Source organism: Serratia sp. 22278 (assembly GCF_052045405.1).
GTDB lineage: Bacteria > Pseudomonadota > Gammaproteobacteria > Enterobacterales > Enterobacteriaceae > Serratia > Serratia marcescens.
In genome coordinates, this window is the sequence record NZ_JBQEOW010000008.1 from 17835 (window position 1) to 34814 (window position 16980).

A 16980-nucleotide genomic window follows, 5' to 3' on the forward strand; every position below is an offset into this window, starting at 1 on the left:
CGGGGCCGCAGCCGCCGGCGGGAAAAGCGTCAGGCTTGCTTGATGAACGGGCGAGTCAGCAGCCCGATAGGGCCGCGGCGATACCAGCGGCCGATGCCTTTACTGCGGCGATCGCGCCCCAGCGATTGGGTGAGGCGATCGAGAATGATCGCCAGGATCACGATGCCGACCCCGCCGACGGCGGCCAGGCCCATGTCCAGCCGACCGATGCCGCGCAGCACCATCTGGCCCAAACCGCCGACGGCGATCATCGAGGCGATGACCACCATCGACAGCGCCAGCATCAGCGTCTGATTCACGCCGGCCATGATGGTCGGCATCGCCAGCGGCAACTGCACCTTGAACAGCAGCTGGCGCGGGCTGGCGCCGAAGGATTCGGCGGCCTCGATCAGATCCTCCGGCACCTGTTTGATGCCCAGAATGGTCAGACGCACGATCGGCGGCAGCGCGAAGATGATGGTGACCACCACGCCCGGCACGTTGCCGATGCCGAACAGCATGACGATCGGCACCAGGTAGACGAAGGCCGGGGTGGTTTGCATCGCGTCGAGCAGCGGTCTAATCACCTTGGCGGCGTGCTTGCTGCGCGCCAGCCAGATGCCGAGCGGCAGGCCGATAAGGATGCAGAAGAACAGCGCGGTCAGCACCAGCGCCAGCGTGACCATCGCCTGTGACCAGGCGCCAATGGCGCCGATGGCGATCAGGGAGAGCAGCGTCGCGGCGCCCATGCCGAGGCCTGAGACCTGCCAGGCGAGCAGCGAGAACACCAGAATGGCGATCGGCGCCGGCATGCCCAGCAACAATTGCTGGAAGCCGCTCAGGATCATGTCCACCGGCACGCGGATGCCCTGGAACAGCGGGCGGAAGTGCAGCACCAGCCAGTCGATGCCTTGCGTGACCCAGGTGTCGAACGGCACCCAGGCTTTGTGGAACGGATCGAGCAGGCTGAAGTGCTCCGGCTGCGCCGGGGCGCCGCTGAGCCAATCGGCGCTTTGCCCGGCGGCGTCATGAGCGGCCGGCGGCGGCGCGCTGGACCAGGCGTCGCCGGCGTTGGCGGCGGCATCGCTGGCAGGTGCGGAGCCGGTATCGGCCGCTGCGGTAGCCCAGGGATCTTGGGTTTGCGTGGTATCACTCATTGGTTGAGCCCTCCTTGTCCAACGCCTGCAGCAGCATGGCCTTGGAGATGATGCCGAGATAGTTATGTTCTTCGCTCACCACCGGCACCGCGCACGGCGCCTGGGCGACCAGGGAAATCAGATCGCTGAGCGGTGTGTCGGCCGGCACGGCGGCGGGGGCCTCGAGCAGGGCATCGTCCAGCGTTTGATTGGCGGACAGCGCTTTTTTCAGCGACTCTATCGACACCACGCCGATAAATTTCTTCCCGCGTTCAACAACATAACCATAATCACGGTCCTCATCGCGCAGCAGCTGCAGCGCCGAGCGAGGGCCAAAACCGGGGGTTTTGCGGATCAGCGTCACCGGGCGCCGTTGGGCGATATCCTTGGCGCTGAACACATGACTGATGTCCACGCCGCGGAAGAAGGTGCGCACATAGTCGTTGGCCGGGTTGTTCAGGATCTCGTCCGGCGTGCCGACCTGGATCACCTCACCGCCCTGCATGATGGCGATGCGATCGCCGATGCGCATCGCTTCGTCCAGATCGTGGGAGATAAACACGATGGTGCGCTGATGCTGAGCTTGTAATTTCACCAGCTCATCCTGCATTTCGGTGCGAATTAACGGATCGAGCGCCGAGAAGGCTTCGTCCATCAATAATATATCCGGGTTATTGGCCATCGCGCGGGCTAATCCCACGCGCTGACGCATGCCGCCGGATAATTCATCCGGATAAGACAGCGCATAATTCTCCAGCCCGACCTGACGCAGGGCGTCCAGCGCTTTTTCCTGGCGTTCCTGCAGCGGTATTCCGGCTAATTCCATGCCAAAGGCGGTATTATTCAGAACATTCATGTGCGGCATTAGCGCGAATGACTGAAATACCATGCTGATCTTATTTCGCCGCACGGTGCGCAGCGCGGTGTCGGATATTTTGGCGATGTCCTCACCGTCGATCAGCACCTGACCGCGGGTGGGTTCTATCAGACGATTGAGAAGGCGTACCAGGGTGGACTTGCCGGAACCGGAGAGCCCCATGATGACAAATATCTCGCCTTCTTCAATGGCCAGAGTGGCGTCTTTTACGCCGAGCGATAAGCCGGTTTTTTCAAACAGCCGATCTTTTGTCAGACCTTTATCCAGCAGTTTGAATGCGCGTTCCGGGTGTTCGCCAAATATCTTATACAGGTTCTTTACTTCGAGTTTAATTGCCATGCAATTTGCTGTTTCCTCTGGTTTATTTAACGCGTTATGGGCTGTCCTTAGCAAAATAAAAGAGCTTTTTACCCTAACACAGTGAATATCTGAGACAACCCTCAATGTCATTTAAATGGGATATTAGTGGTTTACATCAAGGTTTTAATTAGTTATGGTAATTTGGCCCGTGACTCAAAATTGACGGCCATTATTCGCCATAATGGTTTGGTTTTTGGGGAAATAATACGGTGTGGCGCAGAGAGATATTTGGGCGCCGCGCCTGCCGTTCGGATAATAAAAAACCCGACCAGAGGCCGGGCAAAAGTCATCAGTATTTCATCAGTTTTAACGACAGGTGCCGATATCGAGGGGGATATCGTCGAGCGTCATGTTATCGCCTTAGTATGACAGCCAGATGGCAGCCTCAGGCCTTGCGGTACAGCCGCCGCGGATGGCCGATATTGCCGTACAGCATCTCCACCCGCACGAACTGGGTGGCGACGCAATACTCCAGATAACGGCGGGCGGTGGTCTTGCTGATGCCGACTTGCTCAACCACGTCTTCCACCGCATGCGCCACCGCCGGCTGGGCGATAAACAGCGCCTGCACCAGCTCGAGGGTATTGGTTTCGATGCCTTTGGCGCTCGGCTCGCTGGAGAACTGCTTCGACTGCAGGTTGTACAGCGCATCGACGTTGTCCTGATCGATGATCTTGAAGGTGCGCTGGGTCTGCACGAACTGCATGAAGCGTTCGAGCGAATTGCGCAGTCGCTTATAGGACACCGGCTTGATGATGTAATCGAAAGCGCCGTTGCGGATCGCCTGGCTGCAGGTATGCATGTCGCTGGCGGCGGTGATGAAAATCACCGAACAGGCGGGGTTCTTCACCGCCGGCTCTTCCATCAGCTCGATGCCCTGGCCGTCCGGCAGGAAGTTATCCAGCAGGATCAGCCGCGGCTGATGTGCGTTGGCTTTGGCCCGCGCTTCGGCCAGCGTGGCGGCGTAGGCCACCACCCGCAGGTTGAAATTTTTCTCGATGAACTCCGCGTGCAGCGTCGCCAGTTGCGGCTCGTCTTCCACGATCAGAACGTCCAGTGTTAGGTGTGACATAATCGGGTGCTCAAAAAATCGGGTTATGGGTTTTATTTAGGGATAAATATAGAGAATATCGCGCCGTGCGGCTCGTTGTCCGACACTTCTATGCTGCCGTGCGCCTGCGCCACATGGCTGGCGACCAGATGCAGGCCGATGCCGTGGTCGCTTTTATCCGCTTTGGTGGTGACGCCCTGTTCAAACAGCGTATCACGAATCTCCTCGGCGATGCCGGTGCCGCGATCCGCCACCTCGATCACCAGCTCGTCGCTGCCGTCGCTGATATAGAGTTCGATCGCGTCGTGCGGCGCCGGGCAGTGCAGCGTCGCTTCCACCGCATTATCCAGCAGATTGCCGACGATCGACATCAGTTCGGTCTCATTCAGCGCCGCCGGGATCTGCCGCAGCTGGCAGGCCGGATCGAAGCGCAGCTCGATGCCTTTTTCTCTGGCGCTGGAATATTTGCCCAGCAGCAGGCCGCACAGCGCCGCCGAACTGAAGCGCTGCGAGATGAAATCGAGGATCTCCTGCGCGCCCTCCGACTGGGCTTCCACATAGCGGATGGCCTCGTCGTAGCGCTGCATATGCAGCAGCCCGGCCAGCGTGGCGGTCCAGTTCAGCTGCTCGTGGCGCATGATGCGCAGATTGTCGGCATAGCGTTTCACCTGGCTGAGCTGGCTGCTCAGCGTATTGATATCGTTCTTGTCGCGGAAGCTGATCACCCAGCCTTGCAGCTCCTGCTCCTGCATGATGCGCACCCGGCTGGCGATCACCCGCACGTGGTTGAAGCGGCACACCTCGTCGTGCGTATCCTGGCCCAGTTGCGCGGTGGCGAAGAAGTCCGGCTGCGCCTGGATCACGTCGCCGATCGGCCGGCCCAGCAAGCTGGCGGCGGGCTGGTGCAGATCCAATAGCTCGCGCGCCGCATGGTTGATGGTGATGATCCGCAATTGCGGATCGATGGCGATCACGCCCTCATAAATGGCTTCCAGCAGCGCTTTTTGCTGGCGCACCAGCAGCGCGATCTCTTTCGGTTCCAGCCAGAACATCTGGCGCTTGAGATTTTTCGACAGCAGCCAGGAAAAAACGAACAGGGCGATCAGCAGCAGAACGATGGAGCCGATAATTTGCGTCAACGTCCTGGCATTTAAATTATCGATGTGCGATTTCAAATAGCCGACGGAAACGATGCCGATCACGTGATTATTTTCATCCAGGATCGGCGCCTTGCTGCGCAATGAAACGCCAATGCCGCCCTTGCGAATAGAAATAATGCTTTTCCCTTCCAGCACCTCTTTATTATCGCCGCCGATCATCGGCGTGCCCAAGCGGCCTTCGTATTCGGAATGATAAAGATGGCGGGCATGATTATCGCCGATGACGATATAACTGGCGTCGCTGCTGGCGCGGATTTTTTTCATCAGCGCGGCAATTCTGGCGGCGTCGTGTTTTTCCACCGCGTCCACCAGCGAAGGGATAAGGGCGATTTCCCGCGCCTGCACCTGGGCGCGGGCGCCGAGATCGCGGTGCAGTTGCGCATCCAGCTGGTAATAGGTGTAGGCGCCGATACAGGTCAGCAGCAGGCAGGAGAAGGCCACCAGGCACAGAAACAGTTTGATTTGAAATGAGAGTTTGAGGCGCATGGCGGAGCTTCACCGTAAAGAGATCCTGAAGCCTTACCCTATCACGAGAAGCGGGGTCTGTAATATTGCGCCCGATCAACTTGTGATCCCTCACACGGGATTAGAGTGAACCGGACGAGAATTGTTCGCCTGCGATAAAATTGATAAGCTTTAAAATAAAAACGGTATTAACACCATTAAAACCACGTCGGTTTTTACATAATCTTAATTAACCCCATAGAAACCATAACCACCATTAAAAACCCTTTTTAACTTTGAACATAATCACAGCAGATAATCCGTGCGCTTCTCTATGATGGCTGAACAAACTAATAAGAGGCCAGATTATGAGCACAACAGATGATTCTTACCTCGTAGCCAAAGACAAGACCGCCGATATTCCTCTGCGTGAGAAATGGTGGCGGATACTGGACAATTATAAAGTAGGGATTATTCCGTTACCGTTCTTTATTCTGGCCGGCGTATTGATTCTGCTCGACTGCCTGGAAGGCAAATTGCCGAGCGATATCGTGGTGATGGTGGCCACCCTGGCGTTCTTCGGTTTCGCCTGCGGCGAATTCGGCAAACGGCTGCCGTTGATCGGCAAAATGGGCGCGGCGGCGATCTGCGCCACTTTCATTCCTTCCGCGCTGGTGCACTATGGCCTGTTGCCGGACGTGGTGGTGGAGTCGACCACCAAGTTCTACAAATCGACCAACATTCTTTATCTCTACATTTGCTGCATCATCGTCGGCAGCATCATGAGCATGAACCGCCAGGTGCTGATCCAGGGCTTCCTGCGCATCTTCATTCCGATGCTGTGCGGCGAGATCGTCGGCATGCTGGTGGGGATGGGCGTCGGCATGGCGCTGGGCCTGGAGCCGTTCCAGATCTTCTTCTTCCTGATCCTGCCGATCATGGCCGGCGGCGTGGGTGAAGGGGCGATCCCGCTGTCGATGGGCTACGCGGCGATCCTGCACATGGAGCAGGGCGTGGCGTTGGGGCGCATTCTGCCGATCGTGATGCTCGGCAGCCTGACCGCCATCGTCATCGCCGGCCTGCTCAACCAACTGGGCAAGCGTTATCCGCACCTGACCGGCGAAGGCAGCCTGATGCCGAGCAAGCAGGGCGACAGCGGCATGAACGCGGTGGAAAAAATCAGCGGCAAGGTGGACGTCAGCACCATCGCCTGCGGCGCGTTGCTGGCTATTCTGCTGTATATGGTGGGCATGCTGCTGCATCGCCTGATTGGCCTGCCGGCGCCGGTGGGCATGTTGTTCGCCGCCGTGGCGGTGAAGCTGGCGCACGGGGTATCACCGCGCATTCAGGAAGGCTCGCAGGTGGTGTACAAATTCTTCCGCACCGCCGTGACTTATCCGATCCTGTTCGCGGTCGGGGTGGCCATCACGCCGTGGCAGGAGCTGGTGGATGCGTTCACCGTCCAGAATCTGATCGTGATCGTCACGACCGTCAGCGCGCTGGTGGCGACCGGTTTCTTCGTCGGCAAGAAAATCGGCATGCACCCTATCGACGTGGCGATTGTCTCCTGTTGCCAGAGCGGGCAGGGCGGCACCGGCGACGTCGCGATCCTCACCGCCGGCAACCGCATGTCGTTGATGCCGTTCGCCCAGATCGCTACGCGTATCGGGGGCGCTATCAACGTCTCGCTGTCGCTGCTGGTGTTGGCCAAGTTCTTCGTATAACTCCTATAAATCCTTAGCGTTACTTTGCCTTTCCCCGCCCCCGCGGGGATTTTTTTTGCCCGCGCGCCGGCCAGACGCGCGGGCAAGGGGAACGCCGGTTATGCCGCCTGTTTCATGGCGGCGTCGTACCAGGCGAAGTAGCGCTCTACGCCGCGGCGGCCGGATTCGATCAGCGCGCGTTTTTTCTCCTCGCTGATGCCGAACTCCAGCGTGCCGACGTCGAGCGTGTCGACATACACGGTGCGCTTCCAGTCGTCGCTGTCCAGATGCACCTTGGTTTGGATGTCCAGCATCACGTTGGCCACCGCCAGGGTGAAATCAAACAGGTTGTTGACCGGCGTGCGCGGGCCGGCCTGACCGGCGGCCTGGGCGATTTCACCGGCGGAGTCCAGGCGAAGGCCCAGGGTGCGGGTGTTGATGCGCTGGCTGGAGACGTCGATGTAAGGCGGCGTGGCGGAGAAGTCATAGTCGAATAGCCGCACCGGGTAGTTGTCGATCATGCCGCCATCAATGCACAGGTCGCCCAGGGTATTGTTCTTCGCCACGAAGGCGAACGGGAACGACATCGAAATGCGCAGGCCGTCCGCCACTTTCATGCGCGGCGTAGTGCGGTGCGAATAAACTTCGCGTTGGCCGCTGTTGAGGTTGGCGCCGATAAAGTAAATCGACTTGAACCCTTTCGCCGCCTTCATCGCTTCGAACTGCTCGAAGGTGATATCCGGGTTGCCGGTATATTGCTTGATAATATCGCGTGACCATTGATAGAAATAATCGCCGGGCGCGATGCCGTATTGATTGAACAGGCGATAGGCGTCCTGGAGCGTACCGAAAAAGCCGCCGTTATAATCGAGGAATTTTTTAAAATCCATCGCCGACAGAATTTTGGTTACGTCCGCCGAGCTGCAGCCCAGGCCGACCAGCAGCGCGGCGATGGCGCCCGCCGAGGCGCCGGAGGTTTGCTTGATCTGCGGCATGATGCCTTTGGCTTCCAGCAATTCCAGCGCGCCGCCATAGGCGATGCCTTTTACGCCGCCGCCTTCAAAGACCAGATTTTCGAATTGATAGTTCATGATATTTCCTCACTCTTGATTTAGGGAGTAAGAAAAATAACCAAGTCGCGAACCGGAAAATATTGATTGGGGTTGTGTGAGTCGGCAAACAAAATTATTCATAATAAATATATTGTTTATATATTTATCAAAGGCATTTATTAAACAGGCGCATCGGGCTTTTTGCGTCAATACTTAGCGCTGTTCAATTCTCGCAAGGAGTCATCATGTTCTGGAAACGTTGTCTGCTGGGCGCGGCGCTGGCCGTTATGTCATTACAGGCCGGGGCCGCCGCGCCGCAGGCCAAAACCCCGACGCCGGGATTTTACCGCATCATGCTGGGCAGTTTTGAAGTGACCGCGTTATCCGACGGCATCATTCGCCTGCCGGCGGACAAACTGTTGCTGAACACCACGCCGCAGCAGATCGCCGCCGGGTTGGCCGAGCGGCATCAAAGTCTGCCGGTGGTCACCTCGGTCAATGCCTATCTGATCAATACCGGCGACAAGCTGGTGATGATCGACAGCGGCGCCGGCCAACTGCTGGGCGACGGCCTGGGCAAGCTGGTGGATAACCTGCGCGCGGCGGGCTACCAGCCGGAGCAGGTGGATGAGATCTACCTGACCCACATGCACCCGGACCACCTCGGCGGCCTGACGCACGACGGCAAGGCGGTATTCCCCAATGCGGTGGTGCGCGCCGCCAGCCAGGACGCGGAATTCTGGCTGAGCGCGGACCAACTGAAACAGGCCAGCGCAGGCAGTAAAAGCAACTTCGAACGGGCCCAGGCGGCGATCAAGCCATACCAGGCGATGGGCCACTTTAAGCCGTTCAGCGGCGACGGTGAACTGTCGCCGGGCATTGCCGCCTTCGCCGCCCACGGCCATACGCCGGGGCACAGCGTGTATCAGGTGACCAGCCAGGGCAAGAAGCTGTTGCTGTTGGGGGATCTGATCCACGTGGCGGCGGTGCAGTTGCCGCATCCGAAGGTGGCTATCAGCTTTGACAGCGACGCCAAGGCGGCTGTCGCTCAGCGGCTGCGGATATTTGGCGACAGCGCGCGGCAGAGCGAACTGGTCGGCGGCGCACACCTGTCGTTCCCGGGGTTGGGGTATCTGAACCGCCAGGGCGACGGTTACACCTGGGTGCCGTTGAACTACGGCGCGCTGTAACGCCCGCTCTCGTTATCGGTTCCGCTCGGCGAACACTCGGCTGAACCAGTCGAGAAACACGCGCACCCGCGGCGACAGCTGGCGGTTGCGCGGATAAAGCAGCGAGACCGGCATCGGAGGAGAAGGCCAATCCGGCAGCAGCGGCAACAGGCTGCCGTCGGCCAGATCGCCGCGCAGGTGATAGCGCGGCACCTGAATGATGCCCAGTCCGGCGCGGGCGGCGGCGACCAGGCTCTCCGCCGCGGTGACCGACACCGTCGCCGGCAGCGTGACGGGTTGCGCTTGTCCCGCCACCGTGAACGCCAGCGGCATCAGCGCGCCGGTCGCCGAAGAGCGAAAGCCCACCATGCGGTGATGGCGCAGATCGTCCAGGCTTTGCGGCGTGCCGAAGCGCTGCAGGTAGGCCGGGGCGGCGCAGGTCACCTCTTCCAGCTCGCCCAGGCGGCGCGCCACCATGTCGCTGTCCCGCAGTTTGCCGACGCGCACCACGCAGTCGATGCCTTCCCGCAGCGCGTCCACCAGCCGATCGCCTTCGCTCATATAAAGCTCGATATCCGGGTATTGCGCCAAAAAATCCGGCAAATCGGGCAACAGAAAATGGCGCGCCAGCGTGCCGTGCACGTCGATGCGCAGCAATCCGCGCGGTTTGGCGCCGGCGAACGCCATCTCCGCTTCTTCGATGTCCGCCAGAATGCTCAGACAACGCTGATAGTAGGCTTCGCCGTCCAGCGTCGGGCTGACGTGGCGGGTGGTGCGTTGCAGCAGCCTGACCTGCAGCCGGGCTTCGAGCTGTTTGATGGCGTCGGTCACGGTGGATCGCGGCAGGTTCAGATCCTGCGCCGCCTGGGTGAAGCTGCGTTGTTCTACCACGCGGGTGAACAGGCGCATGGCGTCGATTCTGTCCATAATTGTTCGTTTACTTCGGATAGTGATAACGAAGAATAGGGGATTATTCGCCATGCCGAAAGGTGCATGATGACTGTACATTAACCCGATGAGGAGATATCCATGAATCACGCGACTCAACGCGTCGCCATCGTCACCGGCGCATCCCGCGGCATCGGCGCGGCCATCGCCAAGCGTCTGGCCGCCGATGGCTTTACCGTCATCATCAACTATTCAGGCAATCCGGCGCCGGCCGATGAGCTGGTGGGCAAGATAGAACAGCGCGGCGGCCGCGCCTTGAGTGTCAAGGCCGACGTCAGCGATGCGGCTGCGGTCGCCCAACTGTTCGACAGCGCCGAACGGGCGTTTGGCGGCGTCGACGTGCTGGTCAATAACGCCGGGGTGATCGCGCTGGCGCCGGTGGCGGACATGCGTGATGAAGATGCGGATCGCCTGCTCGACATCAACCTGAAAGGCAGCTTCAATGCGATGCGCGAGGCGGCGAAGCGCCTGCGCGACAACGGCCGCATCATCAACTTCTCCTCCAGCGTGGTGGGGTTGCTGCAGCCGGGGTACGGCATGTATGCCGCCAGCAAGGCGGCGATCGAAGCGCTGACCAGCGTGCTGGCGAAAGAGCTGCGCGGCCGCAATATCACGGTGAACGCCGTCGCGCCGGGGCCGACCGCCACCGGCTTGTTCCTCGACGGCAAAACCCCGGAGCTTATCGAGCGGCTGGCGAAGATGGCGCCGTTGGAACGTCTGGGCACGCCGGACGATATCGCCGCGGCGGTGGCTTTCCTCGCCGGGGCAGACGGCGGCTGGATCAATGGCCAAACCCTGCGCGCCAACGGCGGCATCATCTGATTGGCGACGCGCCGCCGCAGGATCGGGTATCCTGTGGCGGAACATATCACATCAAGGGCAACGTATGGCGGGCCACACTCAGCAATCCCATCCTGGCGTCAGATCGCCCTGCGTAAGCCTGTGCCGGATCGACGACGAAACCCAGCAGTGCCGCGGATGCCGGCGCACGCGGGCGGAGATCGCCGCCTGGCCGACCGCCAGCGACGCGGAGAAACGCGCTATTTGGCGGCGGCTTGAGCTGCGTCAATCGGTGAAATGATCCTCTGCATTATTGCGCTGTCAGACTTCATGTAGCACAATTGAGCTACATGTGATTGACCGACGTTAGGAGCGATTATGTCGACGACGACCATTCGTATTCCAGATGAGCTTAAAGCCCGAGTCGCTGTCGTCGCCGAGCAGGTAGGCGTCACGTCTCACAGCTTTATTTTGCAGGCAATAGCGGAGAAAACGCAGCAAGAAGAGTTGCGCCGTGACTTTGAGAATGAAGCGGAAAAACGCTATGCCAAGATAATTGCGACGGGAGAGACGGTCTCTTGGAAAGAGATGCGCGGTTATTTGGAAAATTACGCAGCGGGTGATACTGCCGCTGTCAAACCTCCTGTTAAAAAACTGGGACGCTGATGGCAAATGTCGAGTTGGCGCCAGAGGTCAGGGATGATATCGAACGTGTTCTCGCTCATTTGGCTCAGTATGGCGCTGCGGATTCAGGGCGGCGCATTCAGGAAATCATCCATGCAATTGCGGTATTGGAACATAATCCATTGATCGGACGGTCCCTTGGCGCAGGGCTGCGTGAATTGATTATTGGGCAGCAAGCTCGCGGTTATTTGGCGCTCTACAAATACATTCCTGATATCGATACGGCGTTTGTTCTGGCGATCCGCAGTCAGAAAGAACAAGGGTATTGAATGCACGATACCGGCCTGAAAGACCGGCATCGCTGTCATGTCCTCAGAAATCCCAGTCCTCATCCTCGGTGTTGACCGCCTTGCCGATGACGTAAGACGAGCCTGAACCGGAGAAGAAGTCGTGGTTTTCGTCGGCGTTCGGCGACAGCGCCGACAGGATCGCCGGGTTGACCTCCGCCATCGCCGGCGGGAACAGCGCTTCATACCCCAGGTTCATCAGCGCCTTGTTGGCGTTGTAGTGAAGGAAGGTCTTCACGTCTTCCGTCCAGCCGACGCCGTCGTACAGCTCCTCGGTGTAACGCACCTCGTTGTCGTACAGGTCCTGCATCAGGTCGAAGGCAAAGTTTTTCACCTGCTGGCGCCGCGCGGCGTCCACTTTTTCCAGCCCTTTCTGGAACTTATAGCCGATATAGTAGCCGTGCACCGCCTCGTCGCGAATGATCAGGCGGATCAGATCGGCGGTGTTGGTCAGCTTGGCGCGGCTGGACCAGTACATCGGCAGATAAAAGCCCGAATAGAACAGGAACGACTCTAGGAACACGCTGGCGACCTTTTTCAGCAGCGGATCGTCGCTGCGGTAGTGCGCCAGAATGATGCCGGCTTTCTTCTGCAGCGCGCGGTTTTCCTCGCTCCAGCGATAGGCGTCGTCCACGTCCGGCGTTTGGCACAGGGTGGAGAAGATTGAGCTGTAAGAGCGGGCGTGCACTGCCTCCATAAAGCTGATGTTGGAGTACACCGCCTCTTCGTGCGGCGTCAGCGCATCGGCGATCAGGGCCGGCGCGCCGACGGTGTTCTGGATGGTGTCCAACAGCGTCAGCCCGGTAAATACCCGAATGGTCAGCTGCTGCTCCTTCGGCGTCAGCGTGGCCCAGGAGGGGATATCGTTGGACAGCGGCACCTTTTCCGGCAGCCAGAAGTTGGAGGTCAGGCGGTTCCATACCTCCAGATCCTTGTCGTCTTCGATGATGTTCCAGTTGATGGCGCGCACCAGCGGCGCCGATGTTACGGTCGTCATAAGTTGCCTCACAGCGCGCAGGACACGCAGCCCTGCACCTCGGTGCCTTCCAGCGCCATCTGGCGCAGGCGGATGTAGTAAATGGTCTTGATGCCTTTGCGCCAGGCGTAGATCTGCGCGCGGTTGATGTCGCGGGTGGTGGCGGTATCGCGGAAGAACAACGTCAGCGACAGCCCCTGATCGACGTGTTGCGTCGCGGCGGCATAGGTATCGATGATTTTTTCCGGGCCAATCTCGTAGGCATCCTGGTAATACGCCAGGTTGTCGTTGGTCATGTACGGCGCCGGGTAGTAAACGCGGCCGATCTTGCCTTCCTTGCGGATCTCGATGCGCGAGACGATCGGATGGATGCTGGAGGTGGCGTTGTTGATGTACGAGATGGAGCCGGTCGGCGGCACCGCCTGCAGATTCTGATTGTACAGCCCGTGCATCATCACCGACTGACGCAGCGCGCGCCAGTCGTCGCGGCCCGGAATGGCGATGCCGGCGGCGGCGAACAGCTCGCGCACCCGCTCGGTCTGCGGCAGCCAGTCGCGCTCGGTGTACTTGTCGAAGTACTCGCCGCTGGCATAGCGAGAGTGCTCAAAGCCATCAAAGGCGCCGCCGCGCTCGATCGCCAGCCGGTTAGAGGCGCGGATGGCGTGATAGGCCACGGTATAGAAATAGAGATTGGTGAAGTCGATGCCTTCTTCCGAGCCGTAGAAGATGCGCTCGCGCGCCAGGTAACCGTGCAGGTTCATCTGGCCCAGACCGATGGCGCGGGCGCTGCGGTTGCCTTCGGCGATCGACGGCACCGAGCGGATATCGCTCATGTCGGCCACCGCGGTCAGCGCGCGGATCGCGGTCTCGATCGCCTTGCCGAAGTCCGGCGCGTCCATGGTTTTGGCGATGTTCAGCGAGCCGAGGTTGCAGGAGATATCCTTGCCGATGCGATCGTAGCTCAGATCCTCGTGATAGGTGCTGGCGCGGTTGACCTGCAGGATCTCCGAACACAGGTTGCTCATGTTGATGCGCCCGGCGATCGGGTTCTCCCGGTTGACCGTGTCCTCGAACATCACGTAGGGGTAGCCGGATTCGAACTGGATCTCCGCCAGCACCTGGAAGAACTCGCGCGCGTTGATGCGCGACTTGCGGATGCGCTTGTCGTCCACCATCTCGCGGTACTTCTCGCTGACGGCAATCTCCGAAAACGGCACGCCATACACCCGTTCGACGTCGTAGGGCGAGAACAGGTACATTTCTTCGTTGTTCTTCGCCAGCTCGAAGGTGATATCCGGGATCACCACCCCCAGCGACAGCGTTTTGATGCGGATCTTCTCGTCGGCGTTTTCCCGCTTGGTATCGAGAAAACGCAGGATATCCGGGTGGTGGGCGTTGAGATACACCGCGCCGGCCCCCTGGCGCGCGCCGAGCTGGTTGGCGTAGGAGAAGGCGTCTTCGAGCATTTTCATGATCGGAATGACGCCGGAGGACTGGTTCTCGATGCGCTTGATCGGCGCGCCCACCTCGCGAATATTGCTCAGCATGAAGGCCACGCCGCCGCCGCGTTTCGACAGCTGCAGCGCGGAGTTCACCGCCCGGCCGATCGATTCCATATTGTCTTCGATGCGCAGCAGGAAGCAGGAGACCAGCTCACCGCGCTGGCGTTTGCCGCAGTTGAGGAAGGTCGGCGTGGCCGGCTGGAAGCGGCCGGAAATCATCTCTTCCACCAGATCCTGCGCCAGGGCGGTGTCGCCCGCCGCCAGCGTCAGCGCCACCATGCACACCCGGTCTTCGTAGCGTTCCAGATAGCGCTTGCCGTCGAAGGTTTTGAGCGTATAGCTGGTGTAGTACTTGAAGGCGCCGAGGAAGGTCTCGAAGCGGAATTTCTTGGCGTAGGCCTGTTGGAACAGCTGCTTGATAAACGGGAATTCGTACTGCGCCAGCACCTGCGGCTCGTAGTAGCCTTCTTCCACCAGATAGCGCAGCTTTTCCTCCAGGTTATGGAAGAACACGGTGTTTTGGTTGACGTGCTGCAGGAAGTAGTGCCGCGCCGCCAGCCGATCTTTATCGAACTGGATCCGGCCTTCCGCATCGTAAAGATTGAGCATCGCGTTGAGCGAATGGTAATCCAGCGCGCCCGTCTCGGGCCTGGTCAATTCTGTCGTTGCCAAAATGCGGTTACTCCCTGTCTAACGTTTTCAACGTCTTGCGTAGTGCCGAGCAGCTCGAAGCGGTACAAAAAAGGCACCTGGCATTTTTTGGCGATGATGTCGCCGGCGATGCCGTACGCTGCGCCGAAGTTGGTGTTCCCGGCGGCGATGACGCCGCGCAGGTATGAACGGTTTTGCGGAACGTTGAGAAAGCGGATCACCTGGATCGGCACCGCGCCGACGGCGCTGCCCCCGCCATAGCTGGGTACGATCAAGATATAGGGTTGTTCCATCAGCAATTTGCTGCGGGCGCCGGCGATCGGAATGCGGATCGCCGGCAGGCCCAGTTTCTCAACGAATCGGTGGGTGTTCTCCGAACTGCTGGAGAAATAGACCAGCGGATTCATCGCCGAGCCTCAGCAGGTGAGCGCCAGCGCGCCGATTTTGTCCGGCCGGAAACCGGACCAGTGATCGTCACCGGCGATAATCACCGGAACTTGCTGATAACCTAAGGATTTAACGTGGTTCAGCGCCTGCTGATCCTGGGTGAGGTCGATCACCTGATAATCAATCCCCTGTTTATCAAATGCGCGATAGGTGGCGTTGCACTGGACACAGTCCGGCTTACTGTAAATAATAATGCTCATGATTCGCATTTACCTTTAGGCTGAAGGAAAGGCGGACAAGTCAGATAACGGAGCATCGTTCCTGGCGTTTCTGACGGCGTTATCAACCGAACAACGGTCCCTGCGGCTGATAGATAAAATACTATATGTAGATATTTAATTTATCAACCACGCTATATATGGTGTTTTGTGGGGTTGGGTACGTAGGCCGCGTCGGGGCTGGAAAAGGCGAGGGAAAAATTTTTTCGGGTGAGAAATTCTCCTCTCTCAGTGAAGAGGGGGAGTCGAGCGCATTCTGACGCATGCTGACGGCCAGACGATTGAAGGCGCTCTCTGATTAGCGCATCGATCATCCGGCGGGGCGGGGGTTACTGTCGGGGGGCGCCAATTTCAGCCGGCGAGAGGAGGCGGAGCGGGCGGTACAGGGGCTGGCGCAGCTGTTTCGCACAAATTAAACGGCCCGCGATTTCCGCGGGCCAGACGCACATCTGTTTTATCTTTATGACTGCAGGGGTGTTAACGCCGGGCCAGCAGCACGCCGAGCACGATGCCGACGGCGGCACCGATCCCTACGCCCTGCCAAGGTTTGTCACGCACATAGCTGTCGGCTTGATCGACCGCGTCGCGCGCATGCTGTGTCAGACTGGTGGAGCCATTGAACCGCGCCCGGGCGTCGCGCAGCACGCCTTTCGCCTTGCTGTGCAGCTCTTTCAGTTCCTCTTTGGTCTTGTCACCGGACTCGCGCAACACTTCATCCAGCGTATCGGCCAACAGAGTGACGTCCTGATCGATATCGCGTTCTGTTCTTTCCGCTTTCTTAAACATTCAGCTCTCCATTTCGACACATGTCTTTCAAGTGTAGACCATGCCGAGATTTGCGTGGCCGATCACGGAAAAAAACCGCCGTCACGCAGGTGTTTGCCGGCGCCTGGGCTTTGTACATTTGGTTACTCGGCGAAACCAATCACTCACGGAAGCGGCGGTTTGATTCCACTAGTATCTGTTTCAACGGCTCCACCGGAGCTTACCGAAACAACACTCTGAGGATTTAAAGATGAAAAAAGTATTAGCGCTGATCGTTGCTGCCACTATGGGTCTGTCTTCTGTTGCTTTCGCTGCTGATACCGCAGCTACTGCTCCGGCTACCACCACCGCACCAGCTGCGACCACCACCACCGCTGCGCCAGCGGCTGCTGCTGAAAAAGCGCCAGCTAAAGCAACGCACCACAAGAAAGCCAAGCACCACAAAAAAGCGCCAGCCCAGAAAGCTCAGGCCGCTAAAAAGCACCACAAAAAAGCGCCAGCTCAGAAAGCCCAGGCTGCTAAAAAACACCACAAAAAAGCGCCAGTGCAGAAAGCTCAGGCCGCTAAAAAACACCACAAAAAAGCCGGTAAAAAAGCTTAATTAAGTGATGTTTGCGGAACCGGAAGGTTCCGCACGCTCCAGTCCGTACTCCAGACACCCGGTTCTTCCGGGTGTCTTCTTTTGAGGCGACGCACGATGATCAATCGCTATCTGTTTGAAGTTATTTTCAGCGCGGTAACCCTGTGCGGGGTGATCGTCGGTTGGGAACTGTTTTTGGCCGGCAGCTTCC

General features: G+C 59.0%; 19 protein-coding genes. 8 read left to right on the plus strand and 11 right to left on the minus strand.

From position 1 onward, the window contains the following. Positions 1 to 29 precede the first annotated feature (29 nt). Both proW and proV read right to left on the minus strand, forming a co-directional pair. On the minus strand, positions 30 to 1136 hold the full coding sequence (gene proW, locus ACTJJ6_RS15570; protein WP_016929847.1) for a glycine betaine/L-proline ABC transporter permease ProW: 1107 nt from the start codon (positions 1134 to 1136) through the stop codon (positions 30 to 32). Continuing rightward, complete coding sequence (proV, locus tag ACTJJ6_RS15575) at positions 1129 to 2331, minus strand: glycine betaine/L-proline ABC transporter ATP-binding protein ProV (RefSeq protein WP_016929846.1); 1203 nt, start codon at positions 2329 to 2331, stop codon at positions 1129 to 1131. The genes proW and proV overlap by 8 nt, the downstream gene beginning before the upstream one ends. Positions 2332 to 2457: 126 nt before the next feature. On the opposite strand from proV, the gene ACTJJ6_RS15580 reads away from it, so the two are divergent. Further along, on the plus strand, positions 2458 to 2721 hold the full coding sequence (locus ACTJJ6_RS15580) for a hypothetical protein (protein ID WP_127897172.1): 264 nt from the start codon (positions 2458 to 2460) through the stop codon (positions 2719 to 2721). Between the two features lie 16 nt (positions 2722 to 2737). Here the strand turns inward: ACTJJ6_RS15580 and ACTJJ6_RS15585 are convergent, their stop codons facing one another. Together ACTJJ6_RS15585 and ACTJJ6_RS15590 are read right to left on the minus strand one after the other, a co-directional pair. Further along, complete coding sequence (locus ACTJJ6_RS15585) at positions 2738 to 3424, minus strand: response regulator (RefSeq protein ID WP_033639541.1); 687 nt, start codon at positions 3422 to 3424, stop codon at positions 2738 to 2740. A 32-nt stretch (positions 3425 to 3456) separates the two neighbouring features. Further along, positions 3457 to 5049 (minus strand): ATP-binding protein, encoded by a 1593-nt coding sequence (locus tag ACTJJ6_RS15590; protein WP_440803364.1) that lies wholly within the window; start codon positions 5047 to 5049, stop codon positions 3457 to 3459. 326 nt (positions 5050 to 5375) lie between these two features. Here ACTJJ6_RS15590 and ACTJJ6_RS15595 point away from each other — a divergent pair, with 326 nt between their 5' ends. Continuing rightward, entirely contained in the window at positions 5376 to 6731 is a 1356-nt protein-coding gene (locus ACTJJ6_RS15595) for a 2-hydroxycarboxylate transporter family protein (RefSeq protein WP_016929843.1), read from the plus strand. Between the two features lie 98 nt (positions 6732 to 6829). Here ACTJJ6_RS15595 and ACTJJ6_RS15600 read toward each other — a convergent pair whose 3' ends face one another. Continuing rightward, positions 6830 to 7801, minus strand: a complete 972-nt coding sequence (locus ACTJJ6_RS15600; protein ID WP_079452317.1) for a patatin-like phospholipase family protein — start codon at positions 7799 to 7801, stop codon at positions 6830 to 6832. 206 nt (positions 7802 to 8007) lie between these two features. Here ACTJJ6_RS15600 and ACTJJ6_RS15605 point away from each other — a divergent pair, with 206 nt between their 5' ends. Next, positions 8008 to 8952 carry an MBL fold metallo-hydrolase gene (locus ACTJJ6_RS15605; RefSeq protein WP_110147328.1) on the plus strand — a complete coding sequence of 315 codons (945 nt, stop codon included), beginning with the start codon at positions 8008 to 8010 and terminating at the stop codon, positions 8950 to 8952. A gap of 12 nt (positions 8953 to 8964) precedes the next feature. Here the strand turns inward: ACTJJ6_RS15605 and ACTJJ6_RS15610 are convergent, their stop codons facing one another. After that, entirely contained in the window at positions 8965 to 9858 is an 894-nt protein-coding gene (locus ACTJJ6_RS15610; RefSeq protein ID WP_048795850.1) for a LysR family transcriptional regulator, read from the minus strand. Between the two features lie 102 nt (positions 9859 to 9960). Between ACTJJ6_RS15610 and ACTJJ6_RS15615 the strand changes: the two genes are divergently transcribed. The 4 genes from ACTJJ6_RS15615 (at position 9961) to ACTJJ6_RS15630 (ending at position 11612) form a co-directional block, all read left to right on the plus strand. Then, a complete protein-coding gene (locus ACTJJ6_RS15615) occupies positions 9961 to 10701 on the plus strand; it encodes an SDR family oxidoreductase (RefSeq protein ID WP_049300416.1) in 741 nt (246 codons plus the stop codon). 64 nt (positions 10702 to 10765) lie between these two features. Next, positions 10766 to 10960, plus strand: coding sequence for a DUF1289 domain-containing protein (locus ACTJJ6_RS15620; protein WP_071525980.1), 195 nt, complete (start codon positions 10766 to 10768; stop codon positions 10958 to 10960). Positions 10961 to 11037: 77 nt separating this feature from the next. Next, the gene (locus ACTJJ6_RS15625) at positions 11038 to 11325 is read left to right on the plus strand and encodes a CopG family ribbon-helix-helix protein (RefSeq protein WP_016929838.1); all 288 of its coding nucleotides are present in this window, start codon (positions 11038 to 11040) and stop codon (positions 11323 to 11325) included. After that, the gene (locus ACTJJ6_RS15630; RefSeq protein WP_028127519.1) at positions 11325 to 11612 is read left to right on the plus strand and encodes a type II toxin-antitoxin system RelE/ParE family toxin; all 288 of its coding nucleotides are present in this window, start codon (positions 11325 to 11327) and stop codon (positions 11610 to 11612) included. Before ACTJJ6_RS15625 ends, ACTJJ6_RS15630 begins: the two co-directional genes overlap by 1 nt. A 43-nt stretch (positions 11613 to 11655) precedes the next feature. On the opposite strand, the gene nrdF is transcribed toward ACTJJ6_RS15630, so the two are convergent. The 5 genes from nrdF to ACTJJ6_RS15655 all read right to left on the minus strand — a co-directional run bounded on the left by nrdF (position 11656) and on the right by ACTJJ6_RS15655 (position 16210). Next, on the minus strand, positions 11656 to 12627 hold the full coding sequence (nrdF, locus tag ACTJJ6_RS15635) for a class 1b ribonucleoside-diphosphate reductase subunit beta (RefSeq protein WP_033639549.1): 972 nt from the start codon (positions 12625 to 12627) through the stop codon (positions 11656 to 11658). An 8-nt stretch (positions 12628 to 12635) separates the two neighbouring features. Then, the gene (gene nrdE, locus ACTJJ6_RS15640; RefSeq protein WP_072009650.1) at positions 12636 to 14780 is read right to left on the minus strand and encodes a class 1b ribonucleoside-diphosphate reductase subunit alpha; all 2145 of its coding nucleotides are present in this window, start codon (positions 14778 to 14780) and stop codon (positions 12636 to 12638) included. Continuing rightward, on the minus strand, positions 14762 to 15166 hold the full coding sequence (gene nrdI / locus ACTJJ6_RS15645) for a class Ib ribonucleoside-diphosphate reductase assembly flavoprotein NrdI (RefSeq protein WP_004928930.1): 405 nt from the start codon (positions 15164 to 15166) through the stop codon (positions 14762 to 14764). Before nrdI ends, nrdE begins: the two co-directional genes overlap by 19 nt. A gap of 9 nt (positions 15167 to 15175) precedes the next feature. Then, the gene (gene nrdH / locus ACTJJ6_RS15650; RefSeq protein ID WP_004928934.1) at positions 15176 to 15406 is read right to left on the minus strand and encodes a glutaredoxin-like protein NrdH; all 231 of its coding nucleotides are present in this window, start codon (positions 15404 to 15406) and stop codon (positions 15176 to 15178) included. A 495-nt stretch (positions 15407 to 15901) separates the two neighbouring features. Next, the gene (locus tag ACTJJ6_RS15655; protein WP_004928950.1) at positions 15902 to 16210 is read right to left on the minus strand and encodes a DUF883 family protein; all 309 of its coding nucleotides are present in this window, start codon (positions 16208 to 16210) and stop codon (positions 15902 to 15904) included. 229 nt (positions 16211 to 16439) lie between these two features. On the opposite strand from ACTJJ6_RS15655, the gene asr reads away from it, so the two are divergent. Continuing rightward, positions 16440 to 16790, plus strand: a complete 351-nt coding sequence (gene asr / locus ACTJJ6_RS15660) for an acid resistance repetitive basic protein Asr (RefSeq protein WP_004928953.1) — start codon at positions 16440 to 16442, stop codon at positions 16788 to 16790. Positions 16791 to 16980: the final 190 nt, after the last annotated feature.

Bases quoted from the DNA above. Each gene is read 5' to 3' on its own strand.
- ACTJJ6_RS15620 (WP_071525980.1), top strand. From the start codon at position 10,766: ATGGCGGGCCACACTCAGCAATCCCATCCTGGCGTCAGATCGCCCTGC.
- ACTJJ6_RS15655 (WP_004928950.1), bottom strand. From the start codon at position 16,210: ATGTTTAAGAAAGCGGAAAGAACAGAACGCGATATCGATCAGGACGTC.
- nrdI (WP_004928930.1), bottom strand. From the start codon at position 15,166: ATGAATCCGCTGGTCTATTTCTCCAGCAGTTCGGAGAACACCCACCGA.
- proV (WP_016929846.1), bottom strand. From the start codon at position 2,331: ATGGCAATTAAACTCGAAGTAAAGAACCTGTATAAGATATTTGGCGAA.
- ACTJJ6_RS15585 (WP_033639541.1), bottom strand. From the start codon at position 3,424: ATGTCACACCTAACACTGGACGTTCTGATCGTGGAAGACGAGCCGCAA.
- proW (WP_016929847.1), bottom strand. From the start codon at position 1,136: ATGAGTGATACCACGCAAACCCAAGATCCCTGGGCTACCGCAGCGGCC.
- ACTJJ6_RS15630 (WP_028127519.1), top strand. From the start codon at position 11,325: ATGGCAAATGTCGAGTTGGCGCCAGAGGTCAGGGATGATATCGAACGT.
- asr (WP_004928953.1), top strand. From the start codon at position 16,440: ATGAAAAAAGTATTAGCGCTGATCGTTGCTGCCACTATGGGTCTGTCT.
- ACTJJ6_RS15595 (WP_016929843.1), top strand. From the start codon at position 5,376: ATGAGCACAACAGATGATTCTTACCTCGTAGCCAAAGACAAGACCGCC.
- ACTJJ6_RS15590 (WP_440803364.1), bottom strand. From the start codon at position 5,049: ATGCGCCTCAAACTCTCATTTCAAATCAAACTGTTTCTGTGCCTGGTG.
- nrdH (WP_004928934.1), bottom strand. From the start codon at position 15,406: ATGAGCATTATTATTTACAGTAAGCCGGACTGTGTCCAGTGCAACGCC.
- ACTJJ6_RS15610 (WP_048795850.1), bottom strand. From the start codon at position 9,858: ATGGACAGAATCGACGCCATGCGCCTGTTCACCCGCGTGGTAGAACAA.
- ACTJJ6_RS15605 (WP_110147328.1), top strand. From the start codon at position 8,008: ATGTTCTGGAAACGTTGTCTGCTGGGCGCGGCGCTGGCCGTTATGTCA.
- ACTJJ6_RS15615 (WP_049300416.1), top strand. From the start codon at position 9,961: ATGAATCACGCGACTCAACGCGTCGCCATCGTCACCGGCGCATCCCGC.
- ACTJJ6_RS15600 (WP_079452317.1), bottom strand. From the start codon at position 7,801: ATGAACTATCAATTCGAAAATCTGGTCTTTGAAGGCGGCGGCGTAAAA.
- ACTJJ6_RS15625 (WP_016929838.1), top strand. From the start codon at position 11,038: ATGTCGACGACGACCATTCGTATTCCAGATGAGCTTAAAGCCCGAGTC.
- nrdF (WP_033639549.1), bottom strand. From the start codon at position 12,627: ATGACGACCGTAACATCGGCGCCGCTGGTGCGCGCCATCAACTGGAAC.